Raw genomic sequence first — 26,610 nt, 5'->3', positions numbered from 1 at the left:
CGGCGGCGGTCGGGTGTTTTCAGGAGTGTGGTGGATGTCGATCCAACTGGCCGGACTGTGCTTCACGACGGCGTCCGGCCTGCCGTTCTCCCACGATCATTGGCTGGTGGCGCTGTCCTATGCCGTCGCCGCCTTCGCCTCCTACTCCGCGCTGGACATGGCGGAACGGATGCACCGGACGGACGGCGCCGCCCGCATGATGTGGCAGGGCTGCGCCGCGGCGGCGCTGGGCGGCGGCATCTGGGCCATGCATTTTATCGGCATGCTGGCGCTGACCATCGACACGCCGATCGCCTACGATCCGGTGAAGACCCTGCTGTCGCTGGTGACCTCGGTCGCCTTCGTCGCCGTCGGCTTCCGCATCATCCAGCGCCGCCGCTCCCCCGCCACCATCGCCGCGGCCGGTGTCATCGTCGGGCTCGGCGTGGCGACGATGCATTATCTCGGCATGGCGGCGATGGTGCTGCCGGCCCGCATCGCCTACGACCCCGCCCTGTGGAGCCTGTCGGTCGCCATCGCGGCCGCTGCTGCCGCCGCAGGGCTGTGGCTGGCCACCCGCATCCACCGCCTGCTGGAACGCACGCTGGCCGCACTGGTGATGGCGGTGGCCGTCTGCGGCATGCATTACACTGGCATGGCGGCCCTGGTGGTGCAGGTCGATCCCACGCTGATGGCGGCGGACGGCAGCCTCGGCGACGGCGTGTCCAGCGGCCCCCTGGCCGCGGTGGTGGCGGTGGCGGCCTTCGGCCTGCTGCTGCTGGCGCTGGTCTCGGCCATGGCCGACCGCCGGGTTTCCGCCGCGTCGGCGCGCGAGGCCGCCGCCCTGCGCATCGCCAACCTGGAGCTGGAGGCAGCCCGCCTGCAGTTGGAGGCGAACCAGCGCGAGATCATCCGCCGCCTGTGCAGCGCCGGCGAATTCCGCGACAACGAGACCGGCCAGCATGTCGCGCGCATGGCGCAGATCTCCCATCAACTGGCGCTCGCCGCCGGCTGCACCGCCAACTACGCCGCGCAGGTGCTGGAGGCGGCCCCCCTGCACGACATCGGCAAGATCGGCGTCCCCGACCAGGTGCTGCTGAAGGCCGGACGGCTCGAGCCTGAGGAATGGGTGATCATGCGCCGGCACGCCAGCATCGGACAGCGGCTGCTGGCCGGCAGCGGGTTGCCATTGCTCGACCTCGCCGCCGAGATCGCCGGGACTCATCACGAGAAATGGGACGGCACCGGCTATCCCGCCGGCCTGCGCGGCACCCAAATCCCGTTGTCCGGCCGCATCGTCGCCATCGCCGACGTGTTCGACGCCCTGCTGTCCGCGCGCCCCTACAAGGAGCCCTGGCCGCTGGAGAAAGTCGTCAGCTTCATGCGGGAGCAGGCCGGCCTCCATTTCGATCCCGAACTGGTGACGGTGTTCCTCGACAGGCTCGACGTCATGGTGGCGATCCGCGGGCGCTTCGTCGACGAGGAGCACGATCCGCGGCTGCTGGCGGAATCGAACGCAGCCGAATAGGGCCCCGGATCGCATTGCCTTCCGCAACGCCTTGTGGTGAGGGCTGTTCTGGTGCGGGAACACCCCTGCCAGGACACCGCCCTTGCCCGACACCAGCGACACCGGCCTGAACCAGGATGACCGGGAGGAGATCAAGGAGCGGTCCAACCCGCCGGCCCTGATCCTGCACGAAGCGATCCGGCTGGAGGGTCAGGAGGAGCTGAAGCGGTCCACCTCCTCCCTTCTGTGGTCCGGTCTGGCGGCCGGGCTGTCGATGGGTTTTTCCATGGTGGGCGAGGCGTTGCTGACCACCCACCTGCCGGACCAGCCCTGGCGGCCGCTGATCGCCAGCTTCGGCTATTGCTTCGGCTTCCTGATCGTCATCCTCGGCCGCCAGCAACTGTTCACCGAGAACACGCTGACGGTGATCCTGCCGCTGCTGCACCGCTGGTCGTCCGGCACCCTGGTGGCGGTGATGCGGCTGTGGGCGCTGGTCTTCGCCGCCAACATCGTCGGCACCCTGCTGTTCTCCGCCTTCGCCGTGGGGACGGAGGCGTTCTCCCCGCCGCTGCGCGCCGTCTTCGTCGAGCTGGGGACGACCGCCGCGCGGTCGGATTTCATGACGACGACCCTGCACGGGGTGCTGGCCGGCTGGCTGATCGCCCTGCTGGTCTGGATCACGCCGTCGGTCGGACAGGCGCGCTTCTTCGTCATCGTCGCGCTGACCTGGCTGATCGCTCTCGGCAAATTCGCCCATGTCGTCGCGGGATCGGTGGAGGTGTCCTTCGCCGCCATGTCCGGCGAGATCGGCTGGGGCCGCTATGCCTTCGGCTTCCTGCTGCCGTCGCTGATCGGCAATGTGCTGGGCGGCGTCGGAATGGTGGCGCTGATCAACCACGCCCAGGTGCGGGAGGACCGGTGAGGAAGACCCGTAGAAGGCATTGATATGGCGCTCGCGCCCCCGCCCCGGTCGGAGCAGGGGCACAATAGCATCAGGCGGCGAAGATCGCGGCCCAGTCGCTCCGCTGCTGCGGGAACAGGCCGGCATAGCCGCCGCTCGCTTCGCTGGTGACTGCGCCGGAGCCGAAGGTCACCATCTGCGGCTCGGCAGCTTGCGCCCCACCGATGGCCGCCTTCAGATCGTCGGGGACGACATCGACGACGCCGGACTGCATTGCGACTTCGCCCTGCGGCGGCATGGCAGCGGCCTGGGCCACCGGCGCCGCTGCCGCGGTAACGGCGGAATCCAGGACTTTGTAGGCGACCCCTTCGAAATTGTATGTGGCCGCAGAGGTCTTGATGATGCTGTCGCGTTCAATCTCACTGGCTGTATAAAAATGGGTTCCGTTGGTTTTGTTGAAGAACCGGTAAAGGGACTTGGCATTCGGGTTGGTGGTGTCGGAGGACAGCGCCTTGTAAGCCTCCCCTTCGAACGAGTAGGTGTCTGAAGAATTGGCGATCACATTGTCGCGTTCACCTTCACTCGACGTGAAGAAATGAGTCCCGGTACGCTTGTTGAAGAATCTGTACACCGTGATCGGGGTAGACGTCGTGGCCGTCGCCGCATTGAATGCCGTCCCCTCATAAGAGAAGTTAAGGAAATTCTTGCGAATATTGTCCCGCTCACCCTCGGAGGAGGTGAAGAAATGGGTTCCTGTCGACTTGTTGAAGAACCGGTAGATCGGACGCCCCGAGTCAACGATCAATCCCGGCGTATTTTTCGAATCGCCCCCGATGTCTTCGGTAACGGTCAGAGCCATAAAATCAGTATCGGTTCTTGGTGTGTTAAATGGGACAATGATATTAATGTAATAAAGACCGTTTCTATCCGGCTTAAAGGATTTTATTTCTGTAGGAGCCTGCGAATTCGTATAAACTCCAAGCGAGTTTTTATTTACATCCATTAAGTATCCTGAAGAGTCAAAAAGAGGCATTGTTTTATATCCTGGTATATTGAATGTTATGTTGTATACGGCATCAGATCTCATTCTAATGGTGACCAGCCTATTGTCTGTCAGAGCACCTGACGGAGTCTGCATCCCAGATACAGTGCCGATTGCCTCATATGCGCCTGATGAATTGGGCGCAAAGGTAACTGCCCCCACTGGAAACTTCCATCCCCAGCCGGAGCTCAAAATTCTGGCACTTGTTTCTGTCCAGTAGGGGCTCCTGCCCATTCCCATATCTCCATTGCCCGATACACGCAGCACGGACATCAATTTGCTGTTGCGAAATAGCTATGTTGCGGTCATGCAACCTAAAGATATTGTGCGAAAGGGGTAAGGTTCTGTCGATCCTAAAGCGAAAAATTTCGCATGCAGGCGCAGGATCTTTTGTCGCAGACCGTAGACACGGAACCATGCGCGTTCCAAACCCGAAGCCCTGATCGGCTCCAGGGCCTTCTCACGGCGCTTGCCGAACGAGCGCAATGCGCCATTGGCCGCAGACCATCAGGACTATGCAAAATCTGAGGGGGGAGAGAAACGCGCTAGAGCGGATTTAACTGTTAAATCAACGCTCTAGCGCAAATCGATGGCGGACCCGACGAGATTCGAACTCATGACCTCTGCCTTCGGAGGGCAGCGCTCTATCCAGCTGAGCTACGGGTCCATCGCTGGTGGAGGCGCAACATAGCCCAAGCCATTCGGGGACGCAAACACAAAAATCACAGTTTTTTCGACAGCTTGCAGACACCCCTGTCCGCCTTTCGACCTCTGCCTTCGCAGCGCGGCGCTCCTGCCGATCCGGAGCGATGGAAACGTTTCCATTCTTCACGAAACCGTTTTCACGGCGTCATGCGATTGCAACACAGCGCCGCCACTCTGCACCCGCGCCGGATCGGCCGGCGCCGGAAACAACAGCCGGGAACACGGGTGGCGGATGGTGCGGGACGGAATGCGGGCGGGCGATGGACGGCTGGCGGATGGACGCGCGATGGACCGCGTGGCGACGATCCGCGACGTGGCGGCGCGCGCCGGGGTGTCCATCGCCACCGTGTCGCGCGTCCTCAACGGCAGCGGCAACGCCACGCCGGAAACCATGGAGAAGGTCCGCGCGGCCGCCTCCGACCTGTCCTTCCGCCCCAGCACCATCGGGCGCAACCTGAAGGCGGCGCGCACCCGCACCGTCGGCGTTCTGGTGCCGTCGCTGACCAATCCCGTCTTCGCCGAAAGCGTCGCGGGCATCCAGGACGCGGCGGCGGAAGCCGGCTACAGCGTGCTGATCGCCTCCACCGACTACGATCCGGGGCGGGAGGTGCGCGCCATCGAGGGGCTGCTGTCCAACCGGGTGGAAGGGCTGGTGCTGACCGTCGCCGATGCCGACCGCAGCGGGTCGCTCGACACGCTGGACGAGGTGCGGCTGCCCTATGTGCTGGCCTACAACCAGCCGGAACGGGTGCCGCGCGCCCATGTGTCCGTCGACAATGTCGCCGCCGCCCGCGCGGTGGTGGAACGGATGACGGCACTCGGCCACCGGCGCATCGGCATGATCGCCGGGCGCTTCCGCCAGTCCGACCGCTCGCGCCGGCGCCATGCCGGCTGGCTGGCGGCACTCGACGATGCCGGGCTGCCGCCGGGACCGGTGGTTGAGGTAGATTTCAACGAGCTGCGGCTGGCCTACCGGCTGGCCCCCCATCTGGAGGGGCCGGAGCGGCCGACGGCCTTCTTCGCCTCCAACGACATGCTGGCGCTCGCCACCATCCGGGCACTGCGCGACCTCGGCCTGTCGGTGCCGGACGACGTGTCGGTCTGCGGCTTCGACGGCATCGAGGTCGGGCGGCTGATGGCCCCCAGCCTCGCCACCCTGGTGCAGCCGGCCCGCGCCATGGGCGCCACCGCCTTCGAATGCCTGCGCACCGGCTTTTCCGGCGAGTTGCAGGGCCGCGCCGTGATGCTGCCCTTCACCCTGCGGCCGGGCGAATCGCTCGGACCGGCACCATCGACATCCTCCTAAGCACTTTCCGAACGGAGACACACGCAATCATGATGAAGCCGCTCCTTTTCGGCGCTGCCGCGCTGGCCGCCGCCCTGACCACCGTGGTGACGCCCGCCGCAGCCGCGGAGCCGACTGCTATCTGCTACAACTGCCCGCCGGAATGGGCCGACTGGGCGTCGCAGTTGAAGGCGATCAAGGCCGATCTCGGCATCGCCGTGCCGTTCGACAACAAGAACTCGGGCCAGGCGATGGCCGCCATGCTGGCGGAAAAGGACAAGCCGGTGGCCGACGTCGCCTATCTCGGCGGGCCGGTCGGCATCCAGGCCAAGGATGCCGGCATCGTCACCCCCTACAAGCCGGCGGCGTGGGCCGACATCCCCGACGGGATGAAGGATGCCGACGGCAACTGGTTCGCCATCCACAGCGGCACGCTGGGCTTCTTCGTCAACACCGAGGCGCTGGGTGGCAAGCCGGTGCCGCAGAGCTGGGCCGACCTGCTGAAGCCCGATTATTCGGGCATGGTCGGCTATCTCGACCCGACCAGCGCCGCCGTCGGCTATGTCGGCGCGGTGGCGGTCAATCTGGCGCTGGGCGGCGATTACGGCAGCTTCGACAAGGCGGTCGGCTGGTTCAGGGACTTGCAGAAGAACCAGCCCATCGTGCCGAAGCAGACCTCCTACGCCCGCGTGCTGTCGGGCGAGATTCCGATCCTGATCGACTATGATTTCAACGCCTACCGCGCCAAATACACCGACAAGGCGCCGGTCGCCTTCGTCATCCCGACGGAAGGCACGGTGTCGGTCCCCTATGTGATGGCTCTGGTCAAGAACGGCCCGAACCCGGAAAACGGGAAGAAGGTGCTGGACTATGTGCTGTCCGACAAGGGCCAGACGCTGTGGGCCAACGCCTTCATGCGCCCGGTGCGCGCGAAAGCCATGTCGCCGGAGACCGCGGCCAAATTCCTGCCGGCCGCCGACTATGCCCGCGCCAAGCCGGTGGATCTGGTTCGCATGGCCGAGGCGCAGAAGGGCTTCATGGACCGCTATCAGGCGGAGGTGAAGTGAGCGCCTGCGTGCAGGATGCCCCCCTTCCCCACCGGCCGTCGGCGCGTCCGCCGGTCCGGTCGGGATGGGCGGGCGAACCGCTGCGGCTGGCGGCCCTGTTGGCGCCGGCGGCGGCGGTGTTCGCCGCCTTCTTCCTGCTGCCGCTGGTCCGCCTGATCCTGATCGGCGCCGGCGGGACGGAGGGATGGTCGGCCTATCTGACCACGCTGGCCGATCCCGGCCATCTCGACAGCCTGATCTCGACGCTGGCACTGTCGGCCGGGGTGACTTTGGTGACGCTGGCGGTGTCAACCGTCGCCGGGCTGTTCCTGGTGCGCAACCGCTTTCCCGGCCATGCCCTGCTGGTGGCGCTGATGACCTTCCCGCTGGCCTTTCCCGGCGTGGTCATCGGCTTCATGGTCATCATGCTGGCCGGGCGGCAGGGGCTGATCGGCACCATCACCCAGGCGCTGGGCGCCGGGAAGCTGGTCTTCGCCTATTCGATGGCCGGGCTGTTCCTCGGCTACGTCTATTTCTCGATCCCGCGCGTCATCCTGACGGTGATGGCGGCGGCGGAGAAGCTGGACCCGCGGCTGGAGGAAGCGGCGCGCTCGCTGGGCGCATCCTCCTGGCGGGTGGTGGCCGACGTGATCCTGCCGGCGCTGAAACCGGCGCTGATCTCGGCCGGCGCGCTGTGCTTCGCCACCTCGATGGGCGCGTTCGGCACCGCCTTCACGCTTGCCACCCGGATCAATGTGCTGCCGATGACGATCTATACCGAATTCACGCTCCAGGCGAACATCGCCGCGGCGGCGGCGCTCAGCGTCCTGCTCGGCCTCATCACCTGGGCGGCGCTCGCGGTGGCGCGAAGCGTCGCCGGCACGTCGGTTGCGGCGGCGGGGTGACGGCGATGCACAGTCTTTCGAACCGCCGCGGCTGGGGGTTCTGGCTGCAACTGGGCTTCACCCTGCTGGTCTGCGCCCTGCTGACCGTGCCGATGGCGATGTCGATGCTGGCCGGGCTGACCGCCAACTACTTCGTCGGCCTGAAGAGCGGCCTGACCCTGCGCTGGGTGGACGAGGTTTTGCGGGTCTATTCCGGCACGATCCTGCTGTCCTTGCAGATCGCCTTCGCCTGCCTGGCCTGCACGCTGGTCCTGGGCGTTCCGGCGGCTTATGCGCTGGCACGGCGCCCCGGCCGGATCGCCCGGCTGGTGGAGGAGATGCTGATGATGCCGGTCGCCATCCCCGGCCTCGCCACCGCGCTGGCGCTGATCGTCACCTATGGCGGCGTCGGCGATCTGCGCAGCAGCTGGCTGTTCATCCTGATCGGCCATGTGCTGTTCACCCTGCCCTTCATGGTGCGCGCCGTGCTGGCGGTGATGGGTTCCATCGATTTGACGACGCTGGAGGAGGGGGCGGCCAGCCTGGGCGCCGGCTTCCTGCGCCGCTTCGCCACGGTGGTGCTGCCAAACTGCCGCTCCGGCATCCTGGCCGGGTCGCTGATGGTGCTGACCCTGTCGGTCGGCGAGTTCAACCTGACCTGGTTGCTGCACACGCCGCTGACCAAGACCTTGCCGGTCGGGCTGGCCGACAGCTATGCCTCGCTGCGGATCGAGATCGGCAGCGCCTACACCCTCGTCTTCTTCCTGATGATTGTGCCGAGCCTGATCCTGATGCAGGGTCTGTCCAGGCGCGGCCGTCCGTCCGTTTGAGGTTTTCTTCACAATGCCAGACAGCGTGATGCCAGACAGCGCGATGCAGAACAGCTTCCACCTCGACGCCGTGCCGATCCGCCTGGAGCGCTGCGGCAAGACCTTCGCCGGCGGCGCCCGCGCGCTGGAGCCGCTGGACCTGACCATCCGCGGCGGCGAGACCGTCGTCTTCCTCGGCCCCTCCGGCTGCGGCAAGACCACGACGCTGCGCATCATCGCCGGGCTGGAAAGCCCCGATCCAGGCGGCCGCGTGCTGTTCGGCGAGGAGGACGTCACCGCCCTTCCCATCGAGCGGCGCAATGTCGGCATGGTGTTCCAGAGCTACGCCCTGTTCCCCAACATGACGGTGGCGGAGAACGTCGCCTACGGGCTGAAGGTGCGCAAAGTTGCCCGCGCAGACCGCGGGCGCCGGGTGGAGGAGATGCTGGACCTGATGCATCTCGGCGAGTTCGCCGGGCGGCGGATCGACCAGCTGTCGGGCGGGCAGCGGCAGCGGGTGGCGCTGGCCCGCGCCCTGGTGGTGCGGCCGCGCGTGCTGCTGCTGGACGAGCCGCTGACGGCGCTGGACGCCAAGCTGCGCGACAGTCTGCGGCTGGAGATCGACCGGCTGCTGCGCGGGCTGGGCATCACCGCCGTCTATGTCACCCACGACCAGGGCGAGGCGATGGCGCTGGGCGACCGCATCGTCGTGATGGCCAAGGGCCGGGTGGCGCAGGTGGGGACGCCGCGCGAGATCTATTACCAGCCGGCGGACGGCTTCGTCGCCGACTTCATCGGCACGATGAACCGACTGGGCGGCATGTCACGCGGCGGCACGCTGTCCATCGGGTCGGCGACGCTGCCCTGGACCGGGCCGGAGGGTGCCGTGGAGCTGCTGGTCCGGCCGGAGGATCTGACGCTTGCCGCCGAGGCCGACGGGCATCTGGGCGGCACCGTCGCCGCCGCGGTGTTCCTGGGCGACCGCACCCGGCTGGTGGTGGAGCCGGCGGACGGGCCGGCGCTGACGGTGGATGCCGCCGGGCGCAGCGGACTGGGGCGCGGCGACCGGGTGTGGCTGCGGGTCGATCCGGCGCGGGTGCTGGCGGTCCCGTAACGCTCGCGAACGAACACTCAAGACCCCGAAAAGCCCACCGAGAGCCCATCCCATGATCATCGTCCAGATCACCGACACCCACATCAAGCCGCCCGGCCGCCTCGCCTACCGGCGAGTCGACACCGCCCCCTTCCTGGAGCGGGCCGTCGCCGCCGTCCTGGCGCTCACCCCGCGCCCCGACGTCATCCTCGCCACCGGCGACCTCGTCGATGCGGGCGATGCCGAGGAGTATGAGCGGCTGCTCGACCTGCTGCGGCCGCTCGACATCCCGCTGTTCGCGGTGCCCGGCAACCATGACGAGCGTGCTGGTCTCGCCAAAGCCTTCCCCGATCTGGCGGCGCGGGTGGGCGGCAGCCCGTTCTTCCACTACACGGTGGAGGAGTGGCCGGTGCGCCTGATCGCCATGGACACCGTCCTGCCGGGATCCGGCGCGGGCGAGGTCTGCGCCGAGCGGCTCGGCTGGCTCGACGCGCGGCTGGCCGAACAGCCGGACCGGCCGACCATCGTCTTCCAGCACCACCCGCCCTTCGACACCGGTATCGGCCATATGGACCGGCTGGGGCTGAGCGGGGCGGCGGACATGGCCGCGGTGGTCCGCCGCCATAGCCAAGTGGAGCGGGTGCTGTGCGGCCATCTGCACCGGCCGATCCAGGTGCGCTGGGCCGGCACCATCGCCTCGACGGCACCGTCCACCGCGCATCAGGTGGCGCTCGACCTGCGCGACGACGCGCCGTCGGCCTTCGTGATGGAGCCGCCGGGCTATCAGATCCACATGTGGCGCGCCGACACCGGGGTGGTCAGCCACACCGCTGCGATCGGCGCCTATGACGGCCCCTATCCCTTCTTCAAGGACGGAAAGCTGATCGACTAGCCCCTATTGCCAGCCCCTATTGATTGATTTGGGCCTTTCCGTCCATTGTCACGCGCCTGTCATCGGTATCGCGTAAGACAAGGCTCCCGATCCAACGGAGACGACAGAGATGAAGGCGTTTCTCGCCACCTTCGCCGCGGTCCTGACGCTGGCGCTCGGTCATGGCGCCATTTCCCAGGCGGCGCTGGCCGACGGCGTCACCGGCAAGCTGGTGCTCTACACCTCGCAGCTGGAGCCGGACGCCCGCCAGACGGTGGAGGCCTTCAAGGCGAAGAACCCCGGTGTCGAGGTGGAGTGGATCCGCAACGGCACCACCGAGTTGATGAACAAACTGCGCGCCGAGTTCACCGCCGGGGCGCCGCAGCCGGACCTGCTGCTGATCGCCGACGCGGTGACGATGGAATCGCTGAAGGCGGAAAAGCGGCTGCAACCCTATGAGGGCGCTCCGGTCGCCGGCTTCCGCCCCGGCACGCACGATGCGCAGGGCTATTGGTTCGGCACCAAGCTGATCACCACCGGCATCGTCTACAACACCGCCGCAGCGATGAAGCCGACCTCCTGGCAGGATCTGCTGAAGCCGGAGGCCAAGGGCACGACGGTGATGCCGAGCCCGCTCTATTCCGGCGCCGCCGCCATCCATATGGCGTCGATCAAGGCGCAGCCGGCGCTGGGCATGGCCTATTACGAGGCGTTGCAGCGCAATGCCGTCACCGCGGCCAAGGGCAACGGCGGCATCCTGAAAGACGTGGCCGGCGGGGCGAAGCTCTACGGCATGATCGTCGATTACCTGCCGATCCGCGAGCATCTGAAGGGCGCGCCCGTCGCCTTCGTCTTCCCCAAGGAGGGCGTCAGCGCGGTCAGCGAGCCGGTGGCGATCCTCAGCACCGCGAAGAATCCGGCGGCGGCGAAGGCCTTCATCGACTTCCTGCTGAGCCGCGAGGGGCAGGAGCTTGCCTCGGCCCAGGGCTTCCTGCCGGCGCTGCCGGGGGTGAACCCGCCGCCGGGCTTCCCCGATCCGGCCGGCATCACGCTGCTGCCCTACGACCCCGCCAAGGCGCTGGCCGAGGACGACGCCAACAAGCGCGCCTTCGCCGATCTGTTCGGCGGGTGAGGGTGTGGCTGTGAAAACGGGTACTCCCCTCTCCCCCCTGGGGAGAGGGTTAGGGTGAGGGGGACGCGTTGCGAGGATCTACAAGAACCGCGTACCCCGTTACCCCCGTGAAAATCCATGCTGTGCATCCCCCTCACCCCGACCCTCTCCCCGGGGGGGAGAGGGAGATCGCCCCGGGGGAGCAGAGGACGGGAAAAAGCGCTTTCCACATTTTGCCCGGCTGGCCGCTGCTCGTCGGCTTGCTGGTGCTGCTGCCTGTGCTGCGCCTGCTGTGGGAGGCCGGCGACGCCGCGGTGCTGGCCCGTGTGCTGAACTCCCCCGCGACGTGGCGGGCCACGACCAACAGCATCGCCATCGCCGCCGGTGCCACGCTGGCGGCGGCGATGATCGGCGGTCCCTTCGCGCTGCTGATCGGACTGACGAACCTGCGCGCCCGAACGGCGATGAGCTTCGCCCTGATCCTGCCGCTGATGATCCCGCCGCAGATCGTGGCGATGGCCTGGACCCATCTCGCCGGGTCGGGCAGCCCGATCCTGAAGCCGCTGGGGCTGGCTCCCCCGGTCGGCACGGCAAACCCGGTGCAGTCGTCCGCCGGCATGATGCTGGTGATGGGAATCGAACACGCGCCGCTGGTCTTCCTCGCCCTGCGCGCGGCGCTGCGCGCCATTCCCGGCGACATGCTGGAGGCGGCGCGGGCATCCGGGGCCGGGCCGTGGCGGGCGGTGCGCGGCGTGGTGCTGCCGCTCTGCCTGCCGGGGCTGGTCGCCGGGCTCGCCATGGCCTTCGTCGCGGCGCTGGGGAATTTCGGGGTGCCGGCACTGCTCGGCGTACCGGCCGGCATTCCGATGCTGCCGACGCTGATCTACCGGCGGCTGGCCGGCTTCGGGCCGTCGGCATTGCCGGAGGTGGCGGTGCTGGCGGCGCTGATCGGCCTCGTCGCCTGCCTGGGCATCGCCCTCCAGACCATCCTGCAAGCACGCATCGCCAGCCGCCTGCCCGGCGGTGCCCGGCCGCTGGCCGAGCTGCCGCTCGGGGCCACCCGCGCGCCGGTGGAGTGGCTCGCCTGGGGCGTGCTGGCGCTGCTCGTCGCCGCACCGCTGACGGCGCTGCTGGCGACCAGCCTCGTCAGCGTCTATGGCCTGCCCATCGGTTTCGGCACGCTGACGCTGGCCCATTACCGCGAGGTGCTGGCGCTCGATCAGGTCGGGCGGGCCTTCGCCAATTCGCTGCTGCTGTCGGGATCGGCCGCGGCGCTGCTCGCCCTGCTGGCGGTGCCGCTGGCCCATGCGATGGCGCTGTCCGGCGGCAGCGGGCGGATCGCGCGGGCGGTCGGCGTGCTGGTGGAGCTGCCGCACGCCGTGCCGGGGGTGGTGCTGGGCATCGGCTGCATCCTGCTGTTCCTGAAACCGCTGCCGGGGCTGGGCGTCAGCCTGTACGGCACGCTGTGGATCATCCTGGCGGCCTATCTGGTCCGCTTCCTGCCGCTGGCGCTGCGGCCGGTGCAGGCGGCCTGCGCCGCGCTCGACCCGACAGTGGAGGAGGCGGCGCGCGCGCTGGGGGCCGGGCCGCTGCGGCGGCTGGTGACGGTGGTCGCGCCGATGGTCGCCCCGGCGGCGGCGGCCGGCGGGCTGCTGGTCTTCCTGACCGCCTTCAACGAGCTGACCGTCTCCATCCTGCTGTGGTCGCAGGGGCACGAGACGCTGGGCGTCGTCGTCTATGCGCTGGAGGAGGGCGGCAGCCCGACGCTGGGCGCCGCGCTGGGCGTCATCGCCATCCTGGTGGTGCTGGCCGCGATGCTCGCCGCCGGCAGGTTCGGCCGCCGCCTGCCGCCGGGCGTGGTGCCCTGGCGGAGTTAAGGGGGCAGAGTTAGGAGCGGAGTTGGAGATCCATCAGGCCGGCAAGCCCGCCGCCTTGCGCACCGCCTCCAGCACGCTCAGCACGTCGCGCGCCTGCCCGGCGGTCACCGGCGGCGGAGCGCCGTCGAGGATGGCAGCGGCCACGCCGCGGTAGAAGGCGGGATAGTCGCCGCGCAACGTCTCCACCCGGCGTTCCGTCCCGTCGGCCCGGACCAGCAGGGCGTGATTCTCGGGATCGTCCAGGCCCCAGCCGGCTTCGGTCGGCAGGCGGCCGTCGCGGAGCGCCGCCTCCTGCCCGTCGATGCCGTGCTTGAGGAAGCTGCCGCCGTCGCCATGCAGCTGGAAGCGCGGACCCGGCCGGCAGACCACCGTTCCGCAATGCAGGATCGCCCGCATCGGCCCATAGCCCAGCACGATGTGGAACCAGTCGTCGACCTCAGCGTCCGGCCGCTGGGCGCCGACATCGGCGAGGATGCGGTCGGGCAGGCCGAACAGGGTCACCGCCTGATCGATCAGGTGGGCGCCGAGGTCGAACAGCACGCCCGAGCCGGGCAGCGTCCGTTCGCGCCAGCCCTGCTTGATCTGCGGGCGGAAGCGGTCGTAATGCGCCTCGTAGTGATAGGGGCGGCCGATCTCGCCCGCCTCCAGGCAGGCGCGCAGGGTCAGGAAGTCGTTGTCCCAGCGCCGGTTGTGGAAGACGGTCAGCAGCCGCCCCTGCCGCTTGGCGAGGTCGATCAGCTCGCCGGCCTCCGCCGCGTTGGTCGCCATCGGCTTGTCGATCACCACATGCTTGCCAGCCAGCAGAGCCTCGCGGGCCAGGGGGGCGTGGCTGGTGTTGGGGGTGGCGATCACCACGAGGTCGATGCTTGGGTCGGCGATCACCGCCTCGGCCGTCGTCGCCACGGCCCCCGGTGCGCTGCGGCGGATGTCGTCGATGCGCGAGCTGGCGACCGCCGTCAGACGCAGGCGCGGTTCGCTGCGGATCAGCGGCGCGTGGAACACCGACCCGGCAAGGCCGAATCCCAGCAGACCGACCGACAGGCTGTTCATCGTCTCGTGTCCTCTTCGCAAAAGGCTTGCCCGACAGACCATGGCGTCCGCCCGGCCCCGGCGCAACAGCGCCCGCATCGGCATACCATCCTCCCGGCCGGGCGGGCGGGCCTCTGTGTAACAGCCACGTAACAACACGGGCGCCGGGAAAGCGCCGCGTTACCAAATTGTCCGCCTCGCCCATCATCGGCAGCGTACAGTGACCGCCAAGCGAACGACCGTCTTGCAGCGGTCCAACAGCACCGCGTCACGGGAGGGAACCGACATGCGCGACCTGCATCCGTGTGCGAGGCCGGCCCGAAAGCCGGCCCAAAAGCCGATGAGGCTCGCACCATGACCTTGCAGACCCCATCCTACCGGCCGGCAGCCGGAGAAGAGGCCGCCCCCGGCAGCGCCACCCCGCCAAAGTCGGGCGCGCTGCGCGCGCTGGCGCAGCGGCATCTGTCGAAGCTGGTGGTCGCCCCGTCCTTCGCGGCGATCCTGCTGTTCGTCTACGGCTTCATCGTCTGGACGGTCTATATCAGCTTCACCAATTCGAAGATGCTGCCGTCCTACGAGCTGGTCGGCGCCGATGCCTTCTCCAAGCTGTGGCGGATCGAGCGCTGGTACGTCGCCATCGAAAACCTGCTGATCTTCGGCGGGCTGTTCATCGGCATCAGCCTGATCGTCGGCATCCTGCTGGCGGTGCTGCTCGACCAGCGCATCCGCGGCGAAGGGGCGTTGCGCACCATCTATCTCTACCCGATGGCGCTCAGCTTCATCGTCACCGGCACCGCCTGGAAATGGATCCTCAACCCCGGCATCGGCATCCAGCAGTTCGTCCGCGACCTGGGCTTTCCCGGCTTCACCTTCGACTGGATCGTCCAGCAGGACACCGCCGTCTACACGCTGGTGATCGCCGCGGTCTGGCAAAGCTCCGGCTTCGTCATGGCGCTGTTCCTGGCGGCGCTGCGGGGCGTCGATCAGGAGATCATCAAAGCCGCATATCTCGACGGCGCCAGCCTGCCGCGCATCTATTGGGGCATCGTCCTGCCGTCGGTCCGGCCGGTGTTCATGAGCGCCTTCGTCATCCTCGCCCACCTCGCGGTCAAGAGCTACGACCTCGTGGTGGCGTTGACCGGCGGCGGTCCGGGCTATGCCTCCGACCTGCCGGCGACCTTCATGTACGAGATGACCTTCCGCCGCAACCAGATCGCCATCGGGTCGGCCAGCGCGCTGATGATGCTGGCGACCGTGGTGGCGATCATTGTGCCCTACCTCTATTCCGAACTGAAGGGAGGCAAGCGTGTCTAGCCTGACCTCCGCCCTGCCGCCGGCGCAGGGCACCGGCGCCCGCATCGCCCGCTGGGGCCTGTACCTGATCCTCCTGCTGTTCGCGGCCTATTACCTGCTGCCGCTGCTGCTGATGATCGCCACCTCCTTCAAGAGCCCGGAGGAAATCCGCACCGGGTCGCTGCTGTCGCTGCCGCGCGACTTCAGCCTGGATGCCTGGAGCTATGCCTGGAACCGCGCCTGCATCGGCGCCGACTGCCGCGGCATGGCGCCCTATTTCCTCAACTCCCTCGTCATCGTCGGGCCGGCGGTGGTCATCTCGACCCTGTTCGGGGCGCTGAACGGCTATGCCCTGACCAAGTGGCGGTTCCGCGGCGCCAACATCGTCTTCGGCATGATCCTGTTCGGCAGCTTCCTGCCGTCGCAGGTGATCCTGCTGCCGATGGCGCAGACGCTGGGCTTCCTCGGGCTGGCCGGCAGTGCCGGCGGGCTGATCCTGGTGCATGTGGTGTATGGCCTCGCCTTCACCACCCTGTTCTTCCGCAACTACTATGTCAGCATCCCCGACGATCTGGTGAAGGCCGCGACCATCGACGGCGCCGGTTTCTTCCAGATCTTCACCAAGATCATGCTGCCGCTGTCGCTGCCGATCCTGGTGGTGACGATCATCTGGCAGTTCACCCAGATCTGGAACGATTTCCTGTTCGGGGCGTCCTTCGCGGCGGGCGGCGCACAGCCGGTGACGGTCGCGCTGAACAACCTTGTCAACACCACCACCGGCGTGAAGCAGTACAACGTCGACATGGCGGCGGCGATGATCGCCGGCCTGCCCACCCTCGTCGTCTATGTGCTCGCCGGCAAATACTTCATCCGCGGTCTGACCGCCGGCTCCGTCAAGGGGTGATCTTCCGATGGCGACTCTCAGCATCAACAACGTCCGCAAGCAGTATGGCAGCGTCGAGGTCCTGAAGGGCATCGACCTGGACCTGACGGACGGCGAATTCCTCGTCCTGCTCGGTCCGTCGGGCTGCGGGAAATCCACCCTGCTCAACATGATCGCCGGCCTGGAGACGATCAGCGCCGGCGAGATCCGCATCGATCAGCGCGTGGTCAACGAGGTCCACCCAAAGGACCGCGACATCGCCATGGTGTTCCAGTCCTACGCGCTCTACCCCAACATGACGGTGGCACGGAACATCGGCTTCTCGCTGGAGATGCGCGGGCAGGCCAAGCCGGAGCGCGAAGGCGCCGTCCGCCGCGTCGCCAAGCTGCTGCAGATCGAGCATCTGCTCGACCGCAAGCCGGCGCAGCTGTCGGGCGGCCAGCGCCAGCGCGTCGCCATGGGCCGCGCTCTGGTCCGCGATCCCAAGGTGTTCCTGTTCGACGAGCCGCTGTCCAACCTGGACGCCAAGCTGCGCGTCGACATGCGCACCGAGATCAAGAAGCTGCACCAGCGGCTCGGCACCACCGTGGTCTACGTCACCCACGACCAGATCGAGGCGATGACGCTGGCCAGCCGGATCGCCATCATGAAGGAGGGCGTCGTCCAGCAGTTCGCCCCGCCGCAGGAGGTCTATGAGCGGCCGGCCAACATGTATGTGGCGAGCTTCATCGGCTCCCCCACCATGAATTTCGTGCGCGGCACGCTGTCGGCCGAGGGCGACCGGCTGGGCGTCAGCATCGGGCGCGAGCGCAGCGGCTTCCTGCCGCTGTTCCAGGCACCGGAGCAGGCCGGCCACTGGCTGGGCCAGGAGGTGATCCTGGGCATCCGTCCGGAGGCCATCACCTGTTACGACCCGGCGATCGCCGCCGGCAACCCGGCGCTGGTGAAGGTCGCCTGCGGCGTCAATGTGCTGGAGCCGACCGGGGCCGACACCATCACCTATGTCGAGCTGAACGGCCATGAGGTGGTCGCCCGCATCAAGCCGAGCGACCGGGTGGCGGAGGGTGAGACCGCCGACTTCATGATCGACATGGCGCGGGCGAACCTGTTCGACCCGAAGACCGAACAGCGGATCTGAGCGTCGATAATCTCCCTCTCCTCCCCCGGGGAGAGGGAGATTTTTCCCCGACCAGCGTGATTTCCAGCGTCGTTGACGGTTATCAGGCCGGCTCAATCCGCCCGCGAGGTGGGGAGCCGGCCGTGGTCTGCCGTCGGGCAGGACCCGTTCCGACATGGGGAATGCGCTGATGAACTTCACCATCAATGGGCAAAGCGTCGAGGTCGAGGCGGACATCCGCAGCTCGCTGCTCGACCTCCTCCGCAACAGTCTGGGCTTCACAGGCACCAAGAAGGGGTGCGATCAGGGCGCCTGCGGCGCCTGCACCGTGCTGGTCGACGGCGAACGCATCAATTCCTGTCTGGCGCTGGCGGTCCAGTATCAGGGCCGCAGCATCACCACCGTCGAAGGGCTGGGCAGCGACGGCGCCCTGCATCCGTTGCAGCAGGCCTTCGTCGAGCATGACGGATTCCAGTGCGGTTACTGCACGCCCGGCCAGCTCTGTTCCGCCGTCGGCATGGCGCGCGAGATCGAGCGCAACATCCCGAGCGTCGTCACCGCCGACCTGTCGGCGGACAGCATCTCCATCGATGAAACCGAGCTGCGCGAACGCATGAGCGGCAACCTCTGCCGCTGCGGCGCCTACAACGGCATCATCGAGGCAATCTCCGAAACGCTGGTCAAGACGCAGGAAGGGGCACGGGCATGAACCCCTTCAGCTATGAACGGGCCGCCGACGCGGCGGCCGCCATTGGATTGGCGAAAGGCAATGCCGCGGCGCGCTATCTCGGCGGCGGCACCAATCTGGTCGACCTGATGCGCGAGACGGTCGAACGGCCGGAGATGCTGGTCGACGTCACCGGCCTGCCGAACGGCATCGAGCCGCGCGCCGACGGCGGCCTGCTGATCGGGGCGGCGGCGACCAACACCGCGCTCGCCGCCGACGGCCATGTCCGCACGCATTATCCACTGCTGGCCCGCGCGATCCTCGCCGGGGCCAGCGCCCAGATCCGCAACATGGCGACGGTCGGCGGCAACATTCTGCAACGCACGCGCTGCCGTTATTTCTACGACACTGCTGCGGCCTGCAACAAACGCCAGCCGGGGGCCGGCTGCGACGCCCGCGACGGCTTCAACCGTTACCATGCCATCCTCGGCGCCTCGCCGGCCTGCGTCGCCACCCATCCGTCCGACATGTGCGTGGCGCTCGCCGCACTCGACGCGACGGTGCATCTGGACGGCCCCACGGGACCGCGCAGCATCGCGCTTGCCGACCTGCACCGGCTGCCCGGCGACCGGCCGGACATCGAGACGGAGCTGACGCCGGGCGAACTGATCGCCGCGGTCGAACTCCCGCCCCTGCCCTTCGCCCGCCGCTCGACCTACCGCAAGGTGCGAGACCGTGCCAGCTATGCCTTCGCGCTGGTGTCGGTCGCCGCCGCCCTCGATCTTGCCGAGGACGGGACGGTGCGCGACGTGCGGCTGGCGCTCGGCGGCGTCGCCCACAAGCCGTGGCGTGCCTCGGCGGCCGAAGCGGCGCTGAAGGGCCGGCCGGCCACGCCGGAGAGCTTCCGCGCCGCCGCGGAGGCGGAACTGGCCGCCGCGACCGGGCTTCGCGACAACGCCTTCAAGATCGAGCTGGCGAAACGGACCATCGTCGCCGTCCTCGGCGACCTGACAGGAGACGAGGCATGAGCGCGCAATCCGACGCCGCCGCTTCCCGGCCCGGCCGCTGGCAGCCGGCGGTCACGCAGGATCCGATGCTGCGAAAACATGGCGCGCAGGGACAGGGCACGCTAGGCCAGCCGGTTTCGCGCATCGAAGGGCCGTTGAAGGTCCAGGGCAAGGCGCGGTTCGCCGCCGAGTTTCCCTATGAGGGCCTCTGCTACGCAGCGCTCGCCTTCAGCACCATCGCGCGCGGGCGGATCACGGCGCTCGACACCGCGGCGGCCGAGGCGGCTCCCGGCGTCGTGCTGGTGATGACCCACCGCAACGCGCCGCGGATGAAGGCGCCGTCGTTGATGATGTCGTCGCCAACCGCCGCCGGGGCGAGCGACCTGCCGGTCATGCAAAATGACGAAATCCACTGGAACGGCCAGCCCATCGCCGTCGTCCTCGCCGAGACGCAGGAGCAGGCGGACCATGCCGCCTCGCTGGTGACGGCCGACTATGCGCCGCTGCCGGCGGTGACCTCCTTCGACGAGGCCAGGAAGACGCCGCGCCAGCTCGACAACATCCTGGGCCAGCCGCCGGTGGTCGAGATCGGCGATGCCGAGGCGGCGCTGAAGGGTGCGGCGGTGCAGGTCGATCAAATCTACCGGACGCCGCGGCACAACCACAACGCCATCGAACTGCATGCGGCGACCGTCGCCTGGACCGGCGACGAGCTGCGCGTGCATGACGCCAGCCAGCTTCTCGACCTGACCGCCGGGCAACTGGCCGACATCTTCGGGCTGGAAGCGGACAAGGTCCGCGTCTCCTCCCCCTATGTCGGCGGCGGCTTCGGCGGCAAATGCCTGTGGGACCACCAGATCCTCGCCTGCGCCGCCGCGAAACTCGCCGGCCGGCCGGTGCGCATCATGCTGTCGCGCGAGGGTGTGTTCCGCGTCGTCGGCGGCCGGACGCTGACGGAGCAGCGGGTGGCGCTGGGCGCTGGCGCCGACGGCAGGCTCGACGCGCTCATCCACACCGGCATCGCGGCAATGACCGCGCACAACTCCTGCCCCGAGCAGTTCACCTTCCCGACCCGCCACCTCTATGCCGCCAAGTCGGTCCGGCTGGCCCAGGAGGTCGCCGACATGGACATGCTGGCGAACACCTTCATGCGGGCGCCCGGCGAATCCGTCGGCACCTTCGCGCTTGAATGCGCCATCGACGAACTGGCTTCAACGCTGGGCCTCGACCCCATCGAGCTGCGGCGGCGCATCGAGCCGGAGAAGGACCCGACCAGCGGCAAGCCCTTCTCCTCCCGCCACCTGATCGACGCCTACGACAAGGGCGCGGAACGGTTCGGCTGGGAGCGCCGCAATCCGACACCACGCCAGCAGCGGGACGGCGAGTGGCTGATCGGCATGGGATGCGCCACGGCGACCTACCCCTACCACCGCTTCCCCGGCGGTGCGGCGCGGATCAGGCTGACGGCCGCCGGGCAGGTGACCGTCTCGACCGCGGTGCACGACATGGGCATGGGCACGGCGACGGTGCAGGTCCAGCACATCGCCGCCCGGCTCGGCGTGCCGCTGGAGCAGGTCGACTTCGAGTATGGCGACACGACCCTGCCGCGCGGGGTGATCGCCGGCGGCTCGACGCAGACCGCCTCCATCGGCGGCGCCGTCATCGCCGCGACGGAGGTCTTCGTCGAGGAGCTGCTGAAGCTCGCCGGCAACGATTCGCCGCTGGCCGGCCTGTCGCTGGCCGAGGTCGAGACGCGGGACAGCGGCATCGGCCACCGCGACGATGCCGCGCGCTTCGAAAGCTATGAGTCGATCCTGCGCCGGTCGGGACGCGGCGAGCTGGTCTGCGAGGCCGAAGCCCCGCCGCCGGCGGAGATGGAAGCCTTCTCGATGCATTCCTACGGCGCGCAGTTCTGCGAGGTCCGGGTCAGCGAGATCACCGGCGAGGTCCGTGTCTCGCGCTTCCTCGGCTCCTTCGACGCCGGCCGCATCCTGAACGCCAAGACGGCGACCAGCCAGTTCAAGGGCGGCATCATCATGGGGATCGGGCTGGCGCTGACCGAGGAGACCAACTTCGATCCGCGCACCGGCCGCATCGTCAACGCCTCGCTCGCCGACTATCACGTGCCGGTGCAGATGGACGTTCCCGCCATCGAGATCCTCTACACCGACATCCCCGACCCGCAGGCGCCGATGGGTGCCCGCGGCATCGGCGAGATCGGCATCACCGGCGTCGGCGCCGCGGTCGCCAACGCCGTCTACAACGCCACCGGCAAGCGCATCCGCGACCTGCCGATCACGCTCGACAAGCTGATGTGATGCTTCGAAGCCTTCGATTTGGGAATTCGGTTCACAGGTGATTGGGCGGGAGAAGCGGTTTGCGGACGGCCCCTCCCGCCCTATGTCTCGTTCCCAAGCGAAGTGACGCGCTACGGCGCCGGTTAGGAGAGAGAGCAGGATGCAGACCGTGAAAGCGAATGGCGCCGAAATCCCAGCATTGGGCTTCGGCGTTTTCCGCATGTCGGACGAGGAGGTCGAGCGGGTGGTTCCGGCGGCGCTCGAAGCCGGTTTCCGCCATTTCGACACCGCGCAGATCTACCGCAACGAAGCCGCCCTCGGCCGCGCCCTGCAAGCGGCCGGCGCGCGGCGCGACGAGCTGTTCCTGACCACCAAGGTCTGGGTCGACAAATACAGCCCTGACCTGTTCGCCGCGTCGGTGGATGAGAGCCTGGAGAAGCTGAAGGTCGACCGGGTCGATCTGCTGCTGCTGCACTGGCCGGCCGATCAGGTCGCCATCGCCGAGCAGATCGAGATGCTGAACGCGGCGCAGGCGGCCGGCAAGACCCGCTTCATCGGCGTCAGCAACCAGAACATCGCCCAGCTGCGGGAGTCGGTCGAGCGCAGCCAGGCCCCCATCGTCACCAACCAGATTGAGGTCCACCCCTATCTCGACCAGAGCGCGATGGCGGCGGCGGCGAGCGAACTGGGCGTGGCGATCACCGCCTATTACGCCATGGCCGACGGCAAGGTGCCGCGCGATCCGGAGTTGCAGCGGATCGGCGCCAAGCATGGCAAGACGGCGGCGCAGGTGACGCTGCGCTGGCTGATCCAGCTGGGCCACATCGTGCTGTCGAAGACCGCCAAGCCGGAACGGGTGCCGGAGAATTTCGCGCTGTTCGACTTCGTGCTGGATGACGGCGACATGGCGGCGATTGCGAAGCTGGCGCAACCGAACGGGCGGATAGTCAGTCCGGCGGGGCTGGCGCCGGCTTGGGACAAGTGAGCGAACTCTTCCTCGAAGTGCGTTCCCTCTCCCGCCCCGGGAGAGGGAAGGGGCCCGCCGCGAAGCGGTGGGAAGGGTGAGGGGTAGTACAAGGATCAGGCAGGTTGGGGCCTCTTGGGTTCCCCCTCACCCTCCCCACTTCGTGGGTCCCCTCCCTCTCCCGGGGCGGGAGAGGGCGTTTATCCTCGTCCCCTCACAACATCCGCGGCAGCGTCACCCGCACCCGCAAGCCGCCGCTGGCGCGGTTGCTCAGTTCGATCCGTCCCTGATGGGCCTCAACGATCGACTTCACGATGGACAGGCCGAGACCGCTGCCGCCGGTCTTGCGGTTGCGGGAGCCCTCCAGCCGGACGAAAGGCTTGAAGACGTTGGCGATCTCCGCCTCCGGGATGCCCGGTCCCTCGTCGCAGACATCGACGACGATCTCGACAGCGTCGGCATCGACGGAGACGGTGGCGCGCTCGCCGTACTTGATGGCGTTGTCGATCAGGTTGGCGAAGGCGCGGCGCAGGCTGGACGGGCGGCCGGCGAGGCGGAGCTGGCGGGCCTGCTCGAAACGGTCGCTGCGCTCCACCCCGCCGCCGAAGATGGTGCGGACGGCGGCGAACTGGAGCGGCGGCGGCTCGTGGTAGGTCACCGGCGAGCCGGTGTCGGCATAGTCGTCGCACAGGCTCTGCAACAGGCTGGCGAAGGCCACCACCTCGACCTCCTCGCGCAGCACGTCGTCGCCGAGGAACTCCAGCGTCGCGGTGACCATCGCCGCCATCTCGTCGATGTCGGCCATCATCTTGGCGCGCAGCGCATCGTCATCGACATATTCGGCACGCAGCCGGAGCCGCGTCGCCGGGGTGCGCAGATCGTGGCTGATCGCCGCCAGCAGATGGGTGCGCCCCTCCATCAGGTCGCGCAGCGCGTTGCGCGCCTGGTTGAAGGCGCGGGCGAGCGAGGCGACCTCCTCCGGCCCATCTTCCGGCAGCGGACGGGGATGCAGGCGGTCGTGCGGGCGGGTCGCCTGCTCGGCCAGCGACTCCAGCGGGCGGACCAGCCGGCCGGGCAGCCAGAGCAGCAGCCCCAGCGCCAGACCGAAGGCCGCCAGACCGGCCAGCACCATCTCGAACGGCGTGGTCCGCGGCCGCCAGAAGCGCGGGCTGGCGAACTCCAGCCAGCCGCCGCCGGCAAGCTGGACATAGACGCGGGCATCGCGCAGCTGGGCCGCTGTGTCCTCCGCCACCAGGGAGAGGGATTCAGCCAGCGTCTGGGCGCGGGCGGAATGGACGGACAGCAGGGCGCGCTGGACGGCGACGAACACCGGGCGCGGCGCGTCGACCACCCCCTCCATCATCCAACCGGACGGCACGGCCGGGGTGCCGGGCCCCTGCCAGGACACCGACAGGTCGGGCAGCCCGCTCAGTGCCAGTGCCGGCCCGGCGGCGATCCCGTCCAGCAGCGCGCGGTCGGCCGCCTCCACCGCCGCCGCCATCGACGGTCCCAGCCGGTGGGCGGTCAGCAGCTCCCGCGCGCGGTCGTCGACCAGTTGCATGCCGACCAGCGCCCCGCCATGGGTCAGCACCAGCAGCGCCACCATCGCCGCCAGGATGCGGTGGCGCAGCCGGGCGGCGCCCAGACGGGAAGGAGACAGCCGGGCCGGCAGCAGCCGTTCAAGCGCCACGGCTCAGTCCGGAAGAGGCGGCTTCGCCCTGGTCCACCACCGCCGCGGTGAACTGATAGCCGATGCCGCGCACCGTCTTGATCAACCCGGAGCCGCCCGGCCCTTCCTCCAGCTTGCGGCGCAGGCGGCTGATCTGGATGTCGATGCTGCGGTCGAACGGGATCGAGGTGTCGCCACGGTGCTTCTCCAGCAGCTCGGTGCGCTCCACCACCTGGGGCGCGCGCTCCAGCAGCGTGCCGAGCAGGGCATATTCGCCCTGGCTGAGATGGACCACCACCCGGTCCGGTGTGCGCAGCTCCCGCCGCCCCTGGTCGAGCGACCAGCCGGCGAAGCCCAGCACGCGCGGCCGTTCGCGCACCGGCTCCGGCCCGCCGCAGCGGCGCAGGATGGCGCGGATGCGGGCCAGCAGTTCGCGAGCGCTGAAGGGCTTGACCAGATAATCGTCGGCGCCGACCTCCAGCCCGACGATGCGGTCGACCTCGCTGCCCATGGCGGTCAGCATGATGACGGGGGTCTCCGACTTGGCACGCAGGCCACGGCACAGGCTGGTCCCGTCCTCCCCCGGCAGCATGACGTCGAGCACGATGAGATCGACCGGCCATTGCGCCAGCACCCGCGCCATCTCGCGCCCGTCGCCGGCGGTGGAGACGCGGAAGCCGCTCTTCACCAGGAAATCATGCAGCATGTCCCGGATCTCGGGATCGTCGTCCACGACCAGGAGATGGCGCGCGCGCTCCATGGCGTCCCTTCCCTTTTCCGTACGCTGCCCCGCGGGGGCTTTCTTCTTCGTTGGGGCCGAGTGTAGCCTCCCCCGCCGGTCCGGGTACAGCGCGCCGCGCGGGCCGCTTTGTAACGGTTGCGTAACAGCGGCGCGGCCGTGATAAGGCGTTGTTACCAAATAATCCGGGCGCCGAATTGCACGCGGGATAGAGTTCCTCCAGCGGCCGGACGGTGGACAGCCGGGGCCGGCAGGGAAACCGAACGAAGACAGGGAACAGGGGGAAATGTCCAAAATGCCGTCTCTCAGCAAATCCATCCTCGGCATGACCGCGACCAGCATGATTGCCTTGGCCACCATCATGGCCGGTGCCCTCATGGCCGCACCCGCCAACGCCGAACCGGCGGTGGAGGTTCTGCATTACTGGACCTCCGGCGGCGAATCGAAGGCTGCGGGCGCGCTGCGCCAGGATTTCGAGGCGGCGGGCGGCAAGTGGATCGACGCCCCGGTCGCCGGCGGCGGCGGCGACGCGGCCAGCACCGTGCTGCGCTCCCGCGTGCTGGCCGGCGATCCGCCGAACGCCGTGCAGCTGAAGGGTCCGAACATCAAGGACTGGGCGGCGCAGGGCAAGCTGGCGACGCTGGACGAGGTCGCCAAGGCGGAGAACTGGGACGCCATCCTGCCGCCGCAGATCCGCGACGTGGTGACCTACAAGGGCCATTACTACGCCGTGCCGGTGAACATCCATCGCGTCAACTGGATGTGGGTGAACCCGAAGGTCATGGAGAAGGCCGGCGTCGCCATCCCGAAGACCTGGGACGAGTTCAACGCCGCCGCCGACAAGCTGAAGGCCGCCGGCATCATCCCGCTGGCCCATGGCGGCCAGCCCTGGCAGGAAGGCGCGCTGTTCGAGGACGTCACCCTCGGCCTTGGCGGTCCCGACTTCTACCGCAAGGCGCTGGTGGAGCTGGACGCCAAGGCGCTGACCAGCGACACGATGGTCAAGGTGTTCGACCAGATGCGCAAGCTGCGCGGCTATGTCGACGACGGCTTCCCCGGCCGCGAATGGAACCTCGCAGCCGGGCTGCTGATGAACGGCCAGGCCGCCATGCAGATCATGGGCGACTGGGAAAAAGGCGAGCTGACCGCCGCCGGCAAGGTGCCGGGCAAGGACTTCGTCTGCGCCCATGTGCCGGGGCAGTTCGGCTACATCGTCAATTCCGACAGCTTCGTCATGTTCAGCTCGGCCAAAGCCGACCGCGCCGCCGGCCAGAAGCTGCTGGCCAAGCTGATCCTGGGCAAGAAGTTCCAGGAGACCTTCAACGTGCTGAAGGGCTCGATCCCCGCCCGCCAGGACATGGCGCGCGACAGCTTCGACGAATGCGCCGTCAAGTCGATGGACGATCTGAAGACCGCCATCGACACCAACAGCGCCGTGCCCTCGATGGCCCATGAAATGGCGGTCCCCGGCGCGGTCCGCGGCGCCTTCCTGGACGTGGTGACCGCCCACTTCAACTCCACCATGACTTCGCAGGAGGCGGTGAAGCGTCTGGCCGAAGCCGTCGATCTGGCGAAGTAAGCCACTGCTTTTCCTCGTTCGACCTCTCTCCTCTGGTGTTGCGCGTGACCTTGAAAGGCCCCTTTCCCGCCATGGGAGAGGGGCTTTCTTTTTCAGGGCCGGCAAAATACGGGAGGCCCGTGGACCCGGCGCCAAAATTGCGGGGCGACGCGCACTCTTATGTTTGCCGCTGCGGCCGAACAGAGCATCCGGGCGCCCTTCGTCGAATTGAATGGCCCCGGGATGTCGGACCTTTGCCGTCGAAACGGTTTCGTCT

General features: G+C 68.2%; 22 protein-coding genes and 1 tRNA gene. 18 read left to right on the top strand and 5 right to left on the bottom strand.

The window, feature by feature from the left end:
* Nucleotides 1-34 precede the first annotated feature (34 nt).
* Both ABNQ40_RS16180 and ABNQ40_RS16175 read left to right on the top strand, forming a co-directional pair.
* Nucleotides 35-1,507 (top strand): MHYT domain-containing protein, encoded by a 1,473-nt coding sequence (locus tag ABNQ40_RS16180; RefSeq protein ID WP_158285615.1) that lies wholly within the window; start codon nt 35-37, stop codon nt 1,505-1,507.
* Between the two features lie 82 nt (nt 1,508-1,589).
* On the top strand, nt 1,590-2,408 hold the full coding sequence (locus ABNQ40_RS16175) for a formate/nitrite transporter family protein (protein ID WP_109051513.1): 819 nt from the start codon (nt 1,590-1,592) through the stop codon (nt 2,406-2,408).
* A 70-nt stretch (nt 2,409-2,478) separates the two neighbouring features.
* Here ABNQ40_RS16175 and ABNQ40_RS16170 read toward each other — a convergent pair whose 3' ends face one another.
* On the bottom strand, nt 2,479-3,420 hold the full coding sequence (locus tag ABNQ40_RS16170; RefSeq protein ID WP_146255519.1) for a hypothetical protein: 942 nt from the start codon (nt 3,418-3,420) through the stop codon (nt 2,479-2,481).
* Nucleotides 3,421-4,019: 599 nt separating this feature from the next.
* Nucleotides 4,020-4,096 (bottom strand) — tRNA-Arg (locus ABNQ40_RS16165).
* Nucleotides 4,097-4,366: 270 nt separating this feature from the next.
* Between ABNQ40_RS16165 and ABNQ40_RS16160 the strand changes: the two genes are divergently transcribed.
* The 8 genes from ABNQ40_RS16160 to ABNQ40_RS16125 all read left to right on the top strand — a co-directional run bounded on the left by ABNQ40_RS16160 (nt 4,367) and on the right by ABNQ40_RS16125 (nt 13,110).
* Entirely contained in the window at nt 4,367-5,440 is a 1,074-nt protein-coding gene (locus tag ABNQ40_RS16160; RefSeq protein WP_109051515.1) for a LacI family DNA-binding transcriptional regulator, read from the top strand.
* A 29-nt stretch (nt 5,441-5,469) separates the two neighbouring features.
* The gene (locus ABNQ40_RS16155) at nt 5,470-6,486 is read left to right on the top strand and encodes an ABC transporter substrate-binding protein (RefSeq protein WP_109051516.1); all 1,017 of its coding nucleotides are present in this window, start codon (nt 5,470-5,472) and stop codon (nt 6,484-6,486) included.
* A gap of 80 nt (nt 6,487-6,566) precedes the next feature.
* Nucleotides 6,567-7,370: an ABC transporter permease gene (locus tag ABNQ40_RS16150; RefSeq protein ID WP_109491144.1), complete on the top strand. Its 804-nt coding sequence runs from the start codon at nt 6,567-6,569 to the stop codon at nt 7,368-7,370.
* A gap of 5 nt (nt 7,371-7,375) precedes the next feature.
* Nucleotides 7,376-8,179 carry an ABC transporter permease gene (locus tag ABNQ40_RS16145; RefSeq protein WP_109491145.1) on the top strand — a complete coding sequence of 268 codons (804 nt, stop codon included), beginning with the start codon at nt 7,376-7,378 and terminating at the stop codon, nt 8,177-8,179.
* A gap of 43 nt (nt 8,180-8,222) precedes the next feature.
* Entirely contained in the window at nt 8,223-9,272 is a 1,050-nt protein-coding gene (locus ABNQ40_RS16140; RefSeq protein WP_109051517.1) for an ABC transporter ATP-binding protein, read from the top strand.
* A 52-nt stretch (nt 9,273-9,324) separates the two neighbouring features.
* Nucleotides 9,325-10,143 (top strand): phosphodiesterase, encoded by an 819-nt coding sequence (locus tag ABNQ40_RS16135; RefSeq protein ID WP_109051518.1) that lies wholly within the window; start codon nt 9,325-9,327, stop codon nt 10,141-10,143.
* A gap of 109 nt (nt 10,144-10,252) precedes the next feature.
* Nucleotides 10,253-11,254: an ABC transporter substrate-binding protein gene (locus ABNQ40_RS16130; RefSeq protein ID WP_109051519.1), complete on the top strand. Its 1,002-nt coding sequence runs from the start codon at nt 10,253-10,255 to the stop codon at nt 11,252-11,254.
* Between the two features lie 212 nt (nt 11,255-11,466).
* Nucleotides 11,467-13,110 carry an iron ABC transporter permease gene (locus ABNQ40_RS16125; protein WP_247879994.1) on the top strand — a complete coding sequence of 548 codons (1,644 nt, stop codon included), beginning with the start codon at nt 11,467-11,469 and terminating at the stop codon, nt 13,108-13,110.
* A 33-nt stretch (nt 13,111-13,143) separates the two neighbouring features.
* Here ABNQ40_RS16125 and ABNQ40_RS16120 read toward each other — a convergent pair whose 3' ends face one another.
* The gene (locus ABNQ40_RS16120) at nt 13,144-14,160 is read right to left on the bottom strand and encodes an oxidoreductase (protein ID WP_109051521.1); all 1,017 of its coding nucleotides are present in this window, start codon (nt 14,158-14,160) and stop codon (nt 13,144-13,146) included.
* A 333-nt stretch (nt 14,161-14,493) separates the two neighbouring features.
* On the opposite strand from ABNQ40_RS16120, the gene ABNQ40_RS16115 reads away from it, so the two are divergent.
* The 7 genes from ABNQ40_RS16115 (at nt 14,494) to ABNQ40_RS16085 (ending at nt 22,388) form a co-directional block, all read left to right on the top strand.
* Nucleotides 14,494-15,453, top strand: a complete 960-nt coding sequence (locus ABNQ40_RS16115) for a carbohydrate ABC transporter permease (RefSeq protein WP_109051522.1) — start codon at nt 14,494-14,496, stop codon at nt 15,451-15,453.
* Nucleotides 15,446-16,336, top strand: a complete 891-nt coding sequence (locus ABNQ40_RS16110) for a carbohydrate ABC transporter permease (protein ID WP_098737831.1) — start codon at nt 15,446-15,448, stop codon at nt 16,334-16,336. The genes ABNQ40_RS16115 and ABNQ40_RS16110 overlap by 8 nt, the downstream gene beginning before the upstream one ends.
* A 7-nt stretch (nt 16,337-16,343) precedes the next feature.
* Nucleotides 16,344-17,453, top strand: a complete 1,110-nt coding sequence (locus ABNQ40_RS16105) for an ABC transporter ATP-binding protein (RefSeq protein WP_109051523.1) — start codon at nt 16,344-16,346, stop codon at nt 17,451-17,453.
* 169 nt (nt 17,454-17,622) lie between these two features.
* Nucleotides 17,623-18,141, top strand: coding sequence for a 2Fe-2S iron-sulfur cluster-binding protein (locus ABNQ40_RS16100; protein WP_109491146.1), 519 nt, complete (start codon nt 17,623-17,625; stop codon nt 18,139-18,141).
* Nucleotides 18,138-19,127 (top strand): xanthine dehydrogenase family protein subunit M, encoded by a 990-nt coding sequence (locus ABNQ40_RS16095; protein ID WP_109051524.1) that lies wholly within the window; start codon nt 18,138-18,140, stop codon nt 19,125-19,127. The genes ABNQ40_RS16100 and ABNQ40_RS16095 overlap by 4 nt, the downstream gene beginning before the upstream one ends.
* Nucleotides 19,124-21,424: a xanthine dehydrogenase family protein molybdopterin-binding subunit gene (locus tag ABNQ40_RS16090; RefSeq protein ID WP_391347222.1), complete on the top strand. Its 2,301-nt coding sequence runs from the start codon at nt 19,124-19,126 to the stop codon at nt 21,422-21,424. The genes ABNQ40_RS16095 and ABNQ40_RS16090 overlap by 4 nt, the downstream gene beginning before the upstream one ends.
* 139 nt (nt 21,425-21,563) lie before the next feature.
* Nucleotides 21,564-22,388, top strand: coding sequence for an aldo/keto reductase (locus tag ABNQ40_RS16085; protein ID WP_391347219.1), 825 nt, complete (start codon nt 21,564-21,566; stop codon nt 22,386-22,388).
* Between the two features lie 193 nt (nt 22,389-22,581).
* On the opposite strand, the gene ABNQ40_RS16080 is transcribed toward ABNQ40_RS16085, so the two are convergent.
* Nucleotides 22,582-24,057, bottom strand: a complete 1,476-nt coding sequence (locus tag ABNQ40_RS16080; RefSeq protein WP_391347217.1) for an ATP-binding protein — start codon at nt 24,055-24,057, stop codon at nt 22,582-22,584.
* A complete protein-coding gene (locus ABNQ40_RS16075) occupies nt 24,047-24,796 on the bottom strand; it encodes a response regulator (protein ID WP_391347215.1) in 750 nt (249 codons plus the stop codon). Before ABNQ40_RS16075 ends, ABNQ40_RS16080 begins: the two co-directional genes overlap by 11 nt.
* A gap of 274 nt (nt 24,797-25,070) precedes the next feature.
* Here ABNQ40_RS16075 and ABNQ40_RS16070 point away from each other — a divergent pair, with 274 nt between their 5' ends.
* Nucleotides 25,071-26,354: an ABC transporter substrate-binding protein gene (locus tag ABNQ40_RS16070; RefSeq protein ID WP_391347213.1), complete on the top strand. Its 1,284-nt coding sequence runs from the start codon at nt 25,071-25,073 to the stop codon at nt 26,352-26,354.
* Nucleotides 26,355-26,610 lie beyond the last annotated feature (256 nt).

Origin of the sequence: Azospirillum sp. A23 (assembly GCF_042938965.1) — a bacterium.
GTDB lineage: Bacteria > Pseudomonadota > Alphaproteobacteria > Azospirillales > Azospirillaceae > Azospirillum > Azospirillum melinis.
The sequence above is the reverse complement of the archived record's forward strand: the minus strand, read 5'-3'. Positions and strand labels throughout refer to the sequence as shown.